Consider the following 12,627-nt stretch of genomic DNA (forward strand, 5'->3'; position numbering starts at 1 on the left):
CCTCAGACCAGGCTGAGCACGTGGGTCAGGCCGCGCGGGCCGGTCGGGGACGGCTTGGGCAGCAGGAACGCGAACATGCCGGCGTGGATCGCGCCCGAGTCGGTGAGCGGGTTGTCGCCGACCATCAGCGTCCGCTCCGGCGCCGCGCCCAGTCGTTCCGCGGCCGCGGTGAAGCAGGTGATCGCGGGCTTGCAGGCGCCGTGCTCGAAGGACATGACGATCGTGTCGAGGTACGGCGTGAGGCCCAGCCGGTCGAGCGCGGGGCGCAGGTCGAAGCCGGTGTCGCTGACCACGCCGATGCGCAGGCCGCGTTCGCGCAGGCCGCGCAGCGTGGGCAGGGTGTCCTCGAACGCCTCCCACGACTCCGCGGCCACGGTCAGCGCGTAGAGGTCGTCGCTGAGGCCGGGCAGCAGCTTGTCGCAGCCGGCCTCGGCGTAGAGCGCGGTCCACACCTGCCGGTGCCGCTCCGGGGACAGGTCGCGGCCCTTGGCCATCTCCTCGGCCGTGCTGCTGCGGTCGAGCACGCGCTGCCAGGCCGCGCCGACCTCGCCCGGGTCGAGCGGCCCCGCGCCCCGGTCGGCCGCGGCCTTGTGCAGCAGCGTCTCGCCGCTGCCGGAGAGGCGGATGAGCGTGTCGCCCGCGTCGAACAGGACCGCCTCGAACCGGGTCACGGCTGCGCCTCCCTGACAGTCTTCTCCGTCAGTGCACGGAGCTCGGTGAAGAGCATGCGGGACGTGTCGTCCCAGGTGGGGAACGTGTCGGCCTTCCGTCGCGCGGCCGCGGCCATCTTCGCGCGGTACGCGTCGTCGGTGGCCAGGCGCAGTAGCGCGACGGTGAGCGCGACCCGGTCACCGGGCGGCACGGCCAGGCCCTCGACGCCGTGCTGCGCGAGGTGCGGGAGATTGCCCGCGTTCCAGCCGACGACCGGGAGCCCGGCCGCCATCGCCTCGCCGTAGACCGTGCCGTACGGCTCACGCGTGCTGGCCAGCGCGAACACGTCGGCCCTGCGGTAGAAACCGGCCACCTCGGCGGGCGAGACGACGCCGTGCGTGACGACACGGTCGCGCAGGTCGGGCCTCTCCAGGCGGGCCCGGACCCGCGCGGCGTAGTCCGGCTCGACGTTCTCGTCGCCGACCAGGTGCAGGGTGGCGGCGTTGGGCGGCAGGTTCGAGAACGACTCCAGCAGGTCGAGCAGGCCCTTGCGAGCCATCCAGTTGCCGACCGACAGGATCGCGGCCTGCCGGTCCTGGCGCAGGTCGCCGGGCGGGTCGATCGGCTCGGCCGCGGCGTCCCGGCCGGGCGGGACCACGGCCAGCAGGTCCGGGTCGAAGCCCTGCGCGTGCAGCGTGTTCGCCAGGTCCTCGGACGCGATGATCATGCGCTGGGCGCGCTTGTAGAGCGCGCGATCCAGCGAGGCCTGGGTGCGCTGCCGGCTCGACGCGTGGTCGATGCCGCCGGGCGGCTGGTGCAGGATCGCCGCGATCGGTGGCAGCCCTCGCGCCGCTCCCAGCCACGGGCCGGCCAGGCCGGCCACGATGCTGTCGACCAGCAGCACGTCCGGCTTCTGCGCGTGGATCTTCCGGATCATGGTGGCGCCGGCCAGCGCGGGCAGCGGGAACCGCCACTTCGGCAGCGACACGAACTGCACCCGCGCGCCGTGGTCGGGGGCCCGGTCGGCGACGCGCCGGTGGTAGAGGTATCCACCGGTCATCGTCGCCGGGTCGCCGAGCGTGAGCAGCGTGACCGCGAGCTCAGTCACCGAGCGGGCCCTCGTATCCGCCGTACATCCGCGGGTCCTCCCAGACGCGGACGTGCAGCGTGGCGCCGGCGACCGGGCCGACCGCGCCGGTGAGCACCGCGTGCAGCCACTGGGAGAAGACCTCCACGGTGACCGCGTCCTTGGTGGTCTCCCTGCCGACGATCTCGTCGAGGTCGGCCTCGTGCAGCCGGTCGGTGACGCCGCGCAGCGCGTCGTTGAGCACGTCGAGGTCGACGACCATGTCCCGCTCGTCCAGCCGCGCGCGGGTGACGCGGATGTCCAGGCGGTAGTCGTGGGAGTGCCGCTCGCCCTCGGGTGGGGGCATTCCGGGCATCGTGTGGTAAGCACGGACTTCTCGGGAGGTGCCGACTTCGTACATGCCCTTATTCATAGCGCAGGGCCGCGTGCAGGACTCCGGGCGCGCCCCGGTCCAGGGTCTCGTAGGCGGCGGGGGCGCCCTCGAACGCGAACTCGGTGGTGGCGAGGCGGTCGAGCGGCAGGGTGGGCATCAGGGACAGCGCGGTGGCGCGGCGGCGGTCGCGGGTCCAGCGGTCCTGCTGGGCGGCCGGGATCGTGGAGACCTGGCTGGAGCGGATGGTGAGGCGGCGGCGGTGGAAGTCGGCGCCGAGGGGGAGCGGGACGGGCTTGGTGCCGTACCAGGAGCCGACCAGCGCGGTGCCCTCGTGGTGCAACCGTCCTAATCCGTCGGCAAGCGCGCGGGGGGAGCCGGAGGTCTCGACGAGGAGCGCGGCAGACGTGTCCGATTTTTCGGGACTTAATGCGGTAATTCCCACGGAGGCAGCCAATTCGCGACGCCAGGCGACCGGCTCCAGGGCGACCACCGTGGCCCCGGCGCGCGTGAGGAGCAGCGACGTCAACAGTCCGACCGCGCCCAGACCCGTCACGATCACGGTCTCGCCGAGCACCGGGCCTGCGTCGAGACTCAGCTGCAGCGCGGTTTCCACCAGCGGGAACAACGTCGCCAGTCGTAGATCCAACCCGGAAGGGAGGGGCAGCGCGTCGGCGGCCGGGACGGTGAAGACGTCCTGGTGGGGGTGGAACGCGAAGACCGCGGTCCCGTCAGGGGTTCGGCCGACCGCGCTGTATCCGTACCCGAACGGGTAATGAAAGCCACCCTCGAACGCGCCGAGCGTCTCGTCCAGCGGGGTGGCCGCGTCCAGTTCACCGCGGTAGGCGAGCAGCTCCGTGCCCGCGCTGATTCCTGAGTAGACGGTGCGTACCAGCAGCTCGTTGCCGGTCGGCTCGTCGACGGACACGTCCTCGACCGCGACCGCGCGCGGTGCGAGGAACCGGACGGCACGGGCTTTCACGGCATCCCCCAAAGATCTCTTAAATGGACATATAGCCATATAGCCCAGGCGGGGGCATTTATCGGTCGGCCGGTGGGCAGCGGCTGATCCACGTGGTAGCAAAGGTGCCATGATTCTTACGCCACAGCGAACGGGCGATCCGGCGCCCGCGCCGGTCGAGGTCTGTTCCGTGGTGATCCCCACGCCGTACGGGGAGTTCACGACGCGCGTCTTCGAGTCCTCGGCCGGGCACGCGCTGCTCGCGCTGATCCGCGGCGACGTCACCGGAAGCGAGCCGGTGCTCACCCGGCTCCACTCGGAGTGCCTGACCGGCGACGCGCTCGGCTCGCTGCGCTGCGACTGCGGCGTGCAGCTGCGCACCGCGATGCGCACGGTCGCGGCGGCCGGGCGTGGCGTGGTGCTCTACATCACCGGGCACGAGGGCCGCGGCATCGGCCTGGTCAACAAGCTCCGGGCGTATGTCGAGCAGGACAACGGCGCGGACACGCTGGACGCGAACCTGCGCCTCGGGCTGCCCGCGGACGCCCGGACGTACGGCGAGTCCGCGGCCGTGCTCAAGGCGATCGGCGTCGAGTCGGTCGACCTGATGTCCAACAACCCGGACAAGGTCGAGGGCCTGCGCGCCGGCGGCCTCACCGTGCAGACCATGGTCGGGCTGCAGACCGCCGCGCACGCGCGCAACGCCGCCTACCTGACCACCAAGGCCGACAGGATGGGCCACGTCGCGCCGATCGGTGAGGAGCCGATCACGGTGCCCGAGGCCGGCATCGACGTGCGCGGCCTGATCGGCGAGATCCGCCCGCGCGCCGACCGGCCGTACGTGATGGTGCGCGTCACCCAGACGCTCGACGGCCGGATCCAGCGCGACCCCGGCATCCCCACGGCGGAGGAGCACGCGCTGCGCGCCGCCACCGACGCGGTGCTGGTCGGCTCCGGCACGATCCGCCGCACCGACCCGTCGCTCACGGTCGATCTGGTCCCCGGCGCACACCCGCTGCGCGTCGTCCTGGACAGCGACCTCACGCTGCCGCTCACCGCGCGCGTCTTCGGCGGCGAGGCCGCCACCACGGTCTTCACCACCAAGGAGTCCGACGCGTCCCGGGCCGACGGCATCCAGGCGGCCGGCGTCGGGCTGCGCGAGGTGTCCACCGGGCCGGACGGCGTGGACCTGCCCGCGGTCCTGGCCGAGCTGCGCCGCGGCGGCGTGCAGTCACTGCTGGTCGAGGGCGGCTCGCGGCTGATCGCGGCGCTCCTGGAGGCGGGCCTGGCCGACCGGCTGATCGTCGCGATCTCGGCCACCACGGAGACGCCCGGCGACACGCGCCTGCCCACCGGGCTCACACTGACGAACCGCATCGCCTACACCGCGGGCGACGCGCTGCTGCTCGGGTGGGACGTCACGGCCTGACAGCCCGGCCGGAGCACCATCACCGTCTGACCGAACAGTCGGTGATGGTGCAGCTCTGCACGATGACGTTGTCGACGACCGGGCCGTACGCGCCCGGGGTGGTGCTGGTCAGCTCCAGCGACGTCCGCGCGCGAGTGGCCCGGAACGTGAACGACAGCTCCACGTACCCCATGGCGGTTGTGGTGGTCGTCGAGGTGTCGAACGCGAAGCGCTGGTGCTCCTGGCCGTCCACGCCGGCCACGCCGGTCTTGACCTCCGGCGGGCCGGCCGGGTTTCCGGACAGGCGGTAGCTGACCCGGTACTCAGCGGCGAGCGTGGTGCCGAACGACGCCCGGATCGCGCCGGGGTCCGCACCGTTCAGATCCAGCGACTGCGCCTCGTTCTGCGCGGCCCAGTAACCGCCACCGACTAGGTCCACGTCACCGCCGATGACGGTCCAGGGACCGAAGACCTGATCCGCACGGTACGTGGTGAAGCCCCCGGCCGGCGTCCACGGCTCCTCGAAGCTGTCCCAGAACGCACCCGCGGTCGCCTGCGCGGGCGCGGGCGCGGCGACCAGCATCGACAGCGCGCCCGCGATGACTGCGGTGGCACGACGTGGCATCATTTCTCCCCCTCCGGGCGCTGACGACGCGGCACTGCCGCGCACGGCGGCCGAGAGGGAGTGCCCCCCTGATCCTAGGGCCGTGCCGGTTCCCGGGGGCGGACATCCAGAAGCCCGAGGTGGCAGCCTTCGGGCGGGCAGCGGGGTGGCGGCCCGGACAGGAGAATGGGCGCATGGATGAGCGGGACATCGTCACGGACGACGGACGCACGCTGCACGCATACGACCGGGGCGGGGGCGCGCGAGTCGTCCTGTGGCACCACGGGACGCCGAACATCGGCACGCCACCGCGCCCGCTGTACGCGGCGGCCGACCGGCTCGGTCTGCGGCTGATCGGCTACGACCGGCCCGGATACGGCGGATCCACGCCGCTGCCGGGGCGGGACGTCGCATCCGCCGCCCGGGACGCCGCCGCGGTCGCGGACGCGCTCGGCGTGGAGTCGTTCGCGGTGATCGGGCACTCCGGCGGCGGCCCGCACGCGCTCGCCTGCGCGGCACTGCTGCCCGACCGGGTGACCGCGGCCGTGTCCGTCTCCGGGCTGTCGCCGCGCCACGACGAGACGTGGTTCGACGGGATGGGCCCGGCCGGCGTGGCCGGGCTGCGGGCCGCGATCGCAGGGCGCGCGGTCAAGGAGGCCCACGAGGCCGTCGACGCCGCACCGGACTTCACGCCCGCGGACTGGGCGGCGCTTGCGGGGGAGTGGGGCTGGTTCGGCGAGGTGGTCGAGCCCGCGGTCGCGACGGGCCCGGGGCCGCTGATCGACGACGACCTCGCGTACGTGCATCCGTGGGGCTTCGACCCGGCCGCGATCAAGGCGCCGGTCCTGCTGGTGCACGGCGCCGACGACCTCGTCGTGCCCGCCGCGCACGCCCGTGACCTGGTCCCCGGCGCGGAGTCGTGGATCGTGGCCGGTGCCGGGCACATCTCGGTGCTGCCGGAGACCGCGGTGCGGGCGCTGGAGTGGCTCGCGGTCAGAACATGAGGCGCGCCGCGATCGGCAGGTGATCGCTGCCGGTGCGGTCCAGCGTCCACACCTTCCGCACGGACAGCGACCGGGCCATGATCTGATCGATCCGGGCCACCGGTGTGCTCGCCGGCCAGGAGAACGCGAAGCCGCGCCCGGTGGTGTTCAGCTCGTCGGTGATCGGGCGCAGGCCGCGGTCCTCGACCGTGCCGTTCAGGTCGCCGATCAGGATGACGCGGTCCAGCTGCTCGGCGGTCAGCACGTCGCCGAGCAGCGCCGCGGACTCGTCCCGCCGGTCACTGCCGAACCCGCCGAGCCCGAGCCGCAGCGAGGGCAGATGCACGACGTACACCGCGACGTTGCCCTGCGGGGTGGTGACGACCGCGCGCAGGCCCCGGTTCCAGTCGGCGTCGTCCACACTCGACGGCCGGATGTCGATCAGCCGAGACTCCACGATCGGGTACCGCGACCACAGGCCGACCGTGCCGTGCGCCACGTCGTAGGCGTACCGGGCGCCGAGCTCGGCGTCGTAGGCGGCCACGTTCTCCGGCAGCAGCTCCTGCACGCCGATCAGGTCCGCGTCCGCCGCGATCAGCGTGCGCGCGGTGCCGGCCGGGTCCGGGTTCTCGTCGCTCAGATTGTGCTGCACCACGGCGAGATCGAACGGCGTGCCGGTGCCGTCCACCAGCTTCCCGCCGCAGACGGCCACCCAGGCGATCACCGGCAGCACGGTGGCGATCACGGCGATCCGCGACTTCGACAGCAGGGCGAGGAGCAGCAACAGCGGAATGCCGATCCCCAGCCACGGCAGGAAGGTCTCGATCAGGCTCCCGAGGCGCGGACCGGCATTCGGCACCAGGCCGTGAAAGGCGATCAGAGAAGCCAGCAGAGCCGCGGGTACGGCCGGGAGCGTCTTCCGCATCCCGTGATCATTCCAGGCCGGTGCCGGCGGGCGTGCGACGCGTACCCTGACGCGCGATGTCGTCGTTGGCTCGGCGGTCGCAAGGCACCGGGCGTTTCGCGCCCGAAATCTCGGTATTGAGGCTTATTCAGTGCTTCGTTCGCTGGCCGGGCTGGCCTGCGGCAACGCGACGTCAGTTCACCGCGCTGAATAGCCCTCATTCAAAGGTCTTTCGGGGCTGAGGTCATCCGCCGGCGGCACTTCCGTGATCCAGGCGTCCCCGAAGTCGTTCTACTGACCCTTCGGCGTCAGGGTGCGGGCCCCTGCATCCCCGAAAGTTCGGGCGCGCAGCGCCCGGATGACCAGCACTGCTCGCACCTCAACCCCGAAATTCAGTAACGACTTCGGGGACGCCTGGAGGGTTATTCAGCACGTTACGCACCAACAGCGCTGGCCTGCGGCGAGGGGGCGTCGGCTCGCCCCGCTGAATAAGCCTCCTGGATTACAGATCCTCGGCGCGTTGATCACGGCGCTGAAAGGTCGGTAGCGTCCAGTTCGAGAGCGCTCCTGGCGCGATGCTGAAAGGCCGGAGCGTTCCGGGTGGGGAGCGTTCCGCACCCGGTGCCGGAAGGTCGGTAGTGCTTCCCGGCTGCGTGATTGATCATGCGAAAACGACTAGTGATACGTGGCGCACCGTATGAGGCCCTTGTGGTCAATTGGTCGTTGCAATGCCCTCTGAGCAGGGGTTTTGATGGCGAAGCCGGGTGTTCCTTATGTGGTTCGGGTGCGGTTTTGGGAGGGGATTCGGGCTGGTTTGTCTACCGAGGAGGCGTCGACGGCTGCGGGAGTCTCGCGGTGGACGGGTATGCGCTGGTTCCAGGATGCTGGCGGGGTGATCAACAACGGGGCTGGGGCCGGGTCAGGCCGGTATCTGTCGTTCGAGGAACGCGAGGAGATCATGCTGCGGCGTGATCGGGGTGAGTCGCGGCGGTCGATCGCGGTGGCGCTGGGGCGGGAGCCGTCGACGATCGGGCGGGAACTGGCCCGGAATTCGACCGTGCGGGTGGGTTATCGGGCCGGCCGTGCGGACGAGAAGGCGCGTGATCGCCGCCGCCGGCCGAAGCCCGTGAAGCTCGCGGACTGCCCGCGGTTGCGGCGGGTGGTGCAGGGGAAGCTGAAGCTGAAGTGGTCACCGCGGCAGATCGCGTTGTGGCTGCCCCGGCGTTTCCCGGACGATGAATCGATGAGGGTGTCTCACGAGACGATCTACCAGTCGCTGTTCGTCCAGTCCCGGGGTGGGCTGCGCAAGGAGCTGACCGCGTGCCTGCGGACCGGCAGGGCTCTGCGCAAGCCCAGGGTCAGGTCACGACAGCAGGAGAAACGCGGCCGGATCCCCGCAATGATCAACATCCGTGAGCGGCCCGCTGAGGCCGCCGACCGGGCCGTGCCCGGCCACTGGGAAGGCGACCTGATCATCGGTGAGGACGGCGGCTCCGCGATCGGGACTCTGGTCGAACGCTCCACCCGCTACTGCATACTCGTCCACCTGCCCGACGGCCGGGACGCCGAGGCCGTCCGCGACGCCCTCATCGCCACCATCACGACACTGCCCGCTCACCTGACCAAGTCACTGACCTGGGATCAAGGCGTCGAGATGACCCGCCACGCCGACTTCACCATCGCCACCGGCATCGATGTCTACTTCTGCGACCCGCACTCGCCCTGGCAGCGCGGCAGCAACGAGAACACCAACGGCCTGCTCCGCCAATACTTCCCCAAGGGCACCGACCTGTCCGTCCACACCAGACAGCACCTCGACGACGTCGCCGCCGAACTCAATGGCCGCCCCCGCGAAACCCTCAACATGCGCACACCCGCCGAAGCCCTCAATCAGCTACTATCGGCACCTCTAGCTGCATAAACGTTGCATTGCGACGACCGATTGAATCCACCGCCCTCATACGGTGCGCCACGTATCACTAGTCAGATATGAAAGCGACGGCCGGGTGTCTTTAAGGCGATATTTCGGGTGTTGTGCCCGTAGCGCGCGCGGCGTTGCCACATGCTGGTGGCGATGTCCCGTCATGCGGAAGATCAGCTGGCTATCGGGACCGATCTTCCGCGATGCGGGGTCGATCTTTGGGTCGGAAGCAGGCGGAAGGTGAGGTGCGGGTGAGCCGTCATGATCCTCGGGTCGCGAGGTTGCTTTCGATCTTCTCGGAGGCTTGTTCAGCGCCGCCCTCGTCAGACCGCGCGGCCTGCGGCAACGCGGTGCCGGTTCGCTGCGCTGAATAAGCCTCTCGGATGCAGCCAACGTCCGGGGAAGCGATGAGGCTATTCAGCGCTGCGAGGTGGCGCCGCGTTGATGCAGGTCAGTGCGGTTGGCGGACGATGCGCTCAATAGCCTCGATCACTTGCGCGACTGGGCCTCATATCTTCGGAATGGCTGCTGAATGAGGCTCAGAGCGGGGGTGGCTTCGTTGCCCATTCGGTGCCGGCTTGCCGCAGACGATCCGGGATACCGCGTCCACTCGGTGCAACGGGTGACGGTCAGGGAGTGGCCGGCGCCGTGCGGCCGATGCGGTGCAGGTAGGCGATGTCGCGGCCGAAGGACCAGATCAGTGCGGCCAGCGCGGCCGCTACCAGAGTGCCGGCGACCAGGCCCGGGAGCAGGCCGGACGCGGCCGCGACCAGGATGATGCCCTGGAGGGCGGCGACGGTCTTGCGGGAGTAGCGGACCGGAAGGTCGTTCTGGAGCCACGTGAGGTGCCAGCCGGCGGCGACGAAGGCGTAGCGGAACGCGCCGATCGCGAGCACCCACCAGCCCAGGTGGAACGAGACGAAGACGCTCAGCACGAGGATCAGGAACGCGTCGACCTCGCCGTCGAAGCGGGCGCCGAACGGCGAGCTGGTGCCGGTGCGGCGGGCGACGACGCCGTCCACGCCGTCCAGGACCAGGGCGACCGAGGCGAGGACGATCACGACCGCGACCGGGGTGCGCTGAAAGTCGGCGACCAGCGCGGTGACGCCGCCGATCAGTGTGGCGCGGGAGAGCGTGACCGCGTTGGCGGGGCCGAAGACGCGCAGACCGGAGCGGTGCATGGCGCGGGCGAGCAGCGTGCCGAGCGCGAGCGCGTAGACCGTGCCGGCTATCCACCCGGTGGTGCCGAGGCCGACCGCGGCGGTGAGGCCGCCGAGCACCGCGAACTGCGCGAGCAGCCCGGCCGCGGGGCCGCGAAGGGGACTGACCGTGCCGGTCCATACGCCTGCTGTCACTGTGCTGCCTCCATGCCGGGAACCGCGGCGGGTCACCGACGGTCGCGTTCTGTCAACACGGAAACTTCGGGCGGACGGTTCATCGGATCTTCGAACCGGATCCGCGGAACGTCCGTATCTCCAGGTGACGCGGACAGCCGGAGATCTTGGCCGGTGGGTCCGCGGAACAGGGATCGTTACCGTCAGTGGAGGCCGTGATGAGAGTCGCCGAAGCGCCGAGGTACGCCTCGACGTGGCTGGACCTGCGTGAGCCGGCGGATGCCGCGGCCCGCGCGACGGAGCTGGCCGACGTGCTCCGCGGCCGTCTCGCGGACGTCCCGGACCCGGTGATCCTCGATCTCGGCTGCGGCACCGGCTCGATGGCCCGCTGGCTCGCGCCGCAGCTCGACGGCCGCCAGCACTGGATCATGCAGGACCGCGACCCGGACCTGCTCGGCGTGGCCGCGGCCAGCATGGTCGGCACTGGCAGCGCGATCACGGTGGAGACCCGGCAGGGCGACATCACCAAGCTGACCGCGGCCGACCTGGACGGCGTCTCGCTGGTCACCGCGTCCGCGCTGCTCGACCTGCTGGACGCGGACGACGCCGCGCGGCTCGCCGGCGTCCTGACCGAGTCGGGAACGCCCGCGCTGCTCACGCTCTCGGTCAGCGGCCTGGCCGAGCTGAGCCCGGCCGAGCCGCTGGACGGGCCGCTGAACAGCGCGTTCAACGAGCACCTGCGCCAGCACGTGGCCGGCCGCACGCTGCTCGGCGCCGAGGCGGCCGAGGTGATCACCGCGGCGTTCGAGGAGCGCGGGGCCACGGTGCACACGCGGCCAAGCCGGTGGCGTCTCGGGCCGGACCGGCGCGAGCTGATCGCGGAGTGGCTGCGCGGCTGGGTGGCGGCCGCGTCCACCCGGCTCGGCCGCGACGCGCGCGTCGAGCACGAGATCGACGACTACCTGAGCCGCCGGCTCGCCCAGGCCGCGGCCGGTGAGCTGACCGTGACCGTGCACCACACCGACCTGCTCGCGCTGCCGGGAGAGGCCGCCTGATGATGCAGAAGATCCTGTCCTGGGTGAAGCCGGTCGCGGGTGCCGCGATCATCGCGCTGCTGTTCTGGCGGCTCGGGTCGGTCGCGTTCCTGGACAGTCTGCGCGTGCTGACCTGGCCGACGCTGCTCGCGGCCGCCGGCATCGGGCTGCTCACCACGGTCTTCAGCGCGTGGCGCTGGTGCCTGACCGCGCGCGGCCTCGGCATCCGGCTCCCGCTGCGCGGCGCGATCGCGGACTACTACCAGGCGCTGTTCCTCAACGCCACGCTCCCCGGCGGCCTGCTCGGCGACGTCGACCGCGCGGTCCGCAACGGCCGCGACACCGGCGACGTGGGGCGTGGGGTCCGGGCGGTGGTGCTCGAACGTACCGCCGGGCAGATCATGCTCTTCGCGGTCGGCGCCGGGGTGCTGATCGCGCACCCGGGGCTCGCGCTCGCGGTCGCGGACATGGTGTCGGTCTCCCCGGCCGTGCTCGCCGCGATCGCCACCGTCGCCGCGCTGGCCTGCGGGTTCGTGGCGATCAAGCTGCGTCGCAACCCCGGCCGCGTGCACCGCGCCTGGCGCACCGCGACCGGCGACATCCGGCAGGGCCTGCTCGCCCGGCGCAACTGGCCGGGCATCCTGCTCGCGTCCGCGATCGTGCTCGGCGGCCACATCGCCACGTTCCTGCTCGCGGCGCGCGCGGCCGGTTCCGTCGCCCCGGCCCGCACGCTGCTCCCGCTGCTGGTCACGGCGCTGCTGGTGATGGTGCTGCCGGTCAGCATCGGCGGCTTCGGCCCGCGCGAGGGCTTCCTGGCCTGGGCGTTCGCGACCGCCGGGTTCAGCGCGACGCAGGGGCTCACGGTGGCGGTCGTCTACGGGCTGTTCGCGCTGGTCGCGAGCCTGCCGGGCGTCGTGGTCCTGGCGATCCGCCTGGTGGCCCGCCACCGCGCACCGGAACCGGCCGCTCCGGTCCCCACGCCGGCTCCGACGCCCGTCTCGACGTCGGCCCCGGCCGAGCCGCTGATCGTGACGGACGTGGCGACACCCCGGACGCTCAAGACCCTGGAGCCCGCGGCGGTCTGACCACATTTCCCCGCTTCCAGCGGACGATCAAGACCTCGATCAAGACCTCGATCTTCCCGCTTCCGGCGTGGCCCAGCCCGTTTGCTCCCGCGGGCAAACCCGCGGCGGCCTCCGCCGCCGCTCCGGTCGCCGCGTCGGAGCCGGTGACGTTGTTGCTCACGAGAGAAGCGCCGCCGGTTCAGTTCCGCACGATTCGCACGTTTGAACCGCACTCCGGTGTTCGGGGTGCGGTTTCTTCCTTGATCGGGGTGTGCCCGAAGTCGTTCCAACGACGTGGGGGACGCC

Annotated in this window: 12 protein-coding genes; 5 read left to right on the top strand and 7 right to left on the bottom strand. The window is 71.5% G+C overall.

The genetic code is table 11. The features are described 5' to 3' along the window. Positions 1–2: 2 nt before the first annotated feature. The 4 genes from J2S43_RS10210 to J2S43_RS10225 are packed head-to-tail and all read right to left on the bottom strand — an operon-like array spanning position 3 to position 3,090. Positions 3–671, bottom strand: a complete 669-nt coding sequence (locus tag J2S43_RS10210; protein WP_306828601.1) for an HAD family hydrolase — start codon at positions 669–671, stop codon at positions 3–5. After that, positions 668–1,759, bottom strand: coding sequence for a glycosyltransferase family 4 protein (locus J2S43_RS10215; RefSeq protein ID WP_306828602.1), 1,092 nt, complete (start codon positions 1,757–1,759; stop codon positions 668–670). Before J2S43_RS10215 ends, J2S43_RS10210 begins: the two co-directional genes overlap by 4 nt. Further along, positions 1,752–2,150, bottom strand: a complete 399-nt coding sequence (locus J2S43_RS10220) for a 6-pyruvoyl trahydropterin synthase family protein (RefSeq protein WP_306828603.1) — start codon at positions 2,148–2,150, stop codon at positions 1,752–1,754. The genes J2S43_RS10215 and J2S43_RS10220 overlap by 8 nt, the downstream gene beginning before the upstream one ends. Beyond that, positions 2,143–3,090: a zinc-dependent alcohol dehydrogenase gene (locus J2S43_RS10225; RefSeq protein WP_306828605.1), complete on the bottom strand. Its 948-nt coding sequence runs from the start codon at positions 3,088–3,090 to the stop codon at positions 2,143–2,145. The genes J2S43_RS10220 and J2S43_RS10225 overlap by 8 nt, the downstream gene beginning before the upstream one ends. A 109-nt stretch (positions 3,091–3,199) precedes the next feature. Between J2S43_RS10225 and ribA the strand changes: the two genes are divergently transcribed. After that, positions 3,200–4,498, top strand: a complete 1,299-nt coding sequence (ribA, locus tag J2S43_RS42180) for a GTP cyclohydrolase II RibA (protein ID WP_370881610.1) — start codon at positions 3,200–3,202, stop codon at positions 4,496–4,498. A 19-nt stretch (positions 4,499–4,517) separates the two neighbouring features. Here ribA and J2S43_RS10240 read toward each other — a convergent pair whose 3' ends face one another. Further along, on the bottom strand, positions 4,518–5,102 hold the full coding sequence (locus J2S43_RS10240; RefSeq protein ID WP_306828607.1) for a DUF642 domain-containing protein: 585 nt from the start codon (positions 5,100–5,102) through the stop codon (positions 4,518–4,520). 173 nt (positions 5,103–5,275) lie between these two features. Between J2S43_RS10240 and J2S43_RS10245 the strand changes: the two genes are divergently transcribed. Continuing rightward, positions 5,276–6,085 carry an alpha/beta fold hydrolase gene (locus tag J2S43_RS10245; RefSeq protein WP_306828609.1) on the top strand — a complete coding sequence of 270 codons (810 nt, stop codon included), beginning with the start codon at positions 5,276–5,278 and terminating at the stop codon, positions 6,083–6,085. Here J2S43_RS10245 and J2S43_RS10250 read toward each other — a convergent pair. After that, the gene (locus J2S43_RS10250) at positions 6,075–6,989 is read right to left on the bottom strand and encodes an endonuclease/exonuclease/phosphatase family protein (RefSeq protein ID WP_306828610.1); all 915 of its coding nucleotides are present in this window, start codon (positions 6,987–6,989) and stop codon (positions 6,075–6,077) included. The genes J2S43_RS10245 and J2S43_RS10250 overlap by 11 nt on opposite strands. 730 nt (positions 6,990–7,719) lie before the next feature. Here J2S43_RS10250 and J2S43_RS10255 point away from each other — a divergent pair. Beyond that, on the top strand, positions 7,720–8,889 hold the full coding sequence (locus J2S43_RS10255; RefSeq protein WP_370881611.1) for an IS30 family transposase: 1,170 nt from the start codon (positions 7,720–7,722) through the stop codon (positions 8,887–8,889). A 629-nt stretch (positions 8,890–9,518) separates the two neighbouring features. Here J2S43_RS10255 and J2S43_RS10260 read toward each other — a convergent pair. Further along, positions 9,519–10,244 (bottom strand): CDP-alcohol phosphatidyltransferase family protein, encoded by a 726-nt coding sequence (locus J2S43_RS10260; protein ID WP_306828613.1) that lies wholly within the window; start codon positions 10,242–10,244, stop codon positions 9,519–9,521. Positions 10,245–10,441: 197 nt separating this feature from the next. Here J2S43_RS10260 and J2S43_RS10265 point away from each other — a divergent pair, with 197 nt between their 5' ends. Next, on the top strand, positions 10,442–11,278 hold the full coding sequence (locus tag J2S43_RS10265; protein ID WP_306828615.1) for a class I SAM-dependent methyltransferase: 837 nt from the start codon (positions 10,442–10,444) through the stop codon (positions 11,276–11,278). Next, on the top strand, positions 11,278–12,342 hold the full coding sequence (locus tag J2S43_RS10270) for a lysylphosphatidylglycerol synthase transmembrane domain-containing protein (protein WP_306828616.1): 1,065 nt from the start codon (positions 11,278–11,280) through the stop codon (positions 12,340–12,342). Before J2S43_RS10265 ends, J2S43_RS10270 begins: the two co-directional genes overlap by 1 nt. Positions 12,343–12,627 lie beyond the last annotated feature (285 nt).

The sequence above is a fragment of the Catenuloplanes nepalensis genome (assembly GCF_030811575.1).
Lineage (GTDB): Bacteria > Actinomycetota > Actinomycetes > Mycobacteriales > Micromonosporaceae > Catenuloplanes > Catenuloplanes nepalensis.

Coding starts and splice junctions, on each gene's coding strand:
- J2S43_RS10220 (WP_306828603.1), bottom strand. CDS start 2,150: ATGAATAAGGGCATGTACGAAGTCGGCACCTCCCGAGAAGTCCGTGCT.
- ribA (WP_370881610.1), top strand. CDS start 3,200: ATGATTCTTACGCCACAGCGAACGGGCGATCCGGCGCCCGCGCCGGTC.
- J2S43_RS10240 (WP_306828607.1), bottom strand. CDS start 5,102: ATGCCACGTCGTGCCACCGCAGTCATCGCGGGCGCGCTGTCGATGCTG.
- J2S43_RS10245 (WP_306828609.1), top strand. CDS start 5,276: ATGGATGAGCGGGACATCGTCACGGACGACGGACGCACGCTGCACGCA.
- J2S43_RS10250 (WP_306828610.1), bottom strand. CDS start 6,989: ATGCGGAAGACGCTCCCGGCCGTACCCGCGGCTCTGCTGGCTTCTCTG.
- J2S43_RS10255 (WP_370881611.1), top strand. CDS start 7,720: ATGGCGAAGCCGGGTGTTCCTTATGTGGTTCGGGTGCGGTTTTGGGAG.
- J2S43_RS10265 (WP_306828615.1), top strand. CDS start 10,442: ATGAGAGTCGCCGAAGCGCCGAGGTACGCCTCGACGTGGCTGGACCTG.
- J2S43_RS10270 (WP_306828616.1), top strand. CDS start 11,278: ATGATGCAGAAGATCCTGTCCTGGGTGAAGCCGGTCGCGGGTGCCGCG.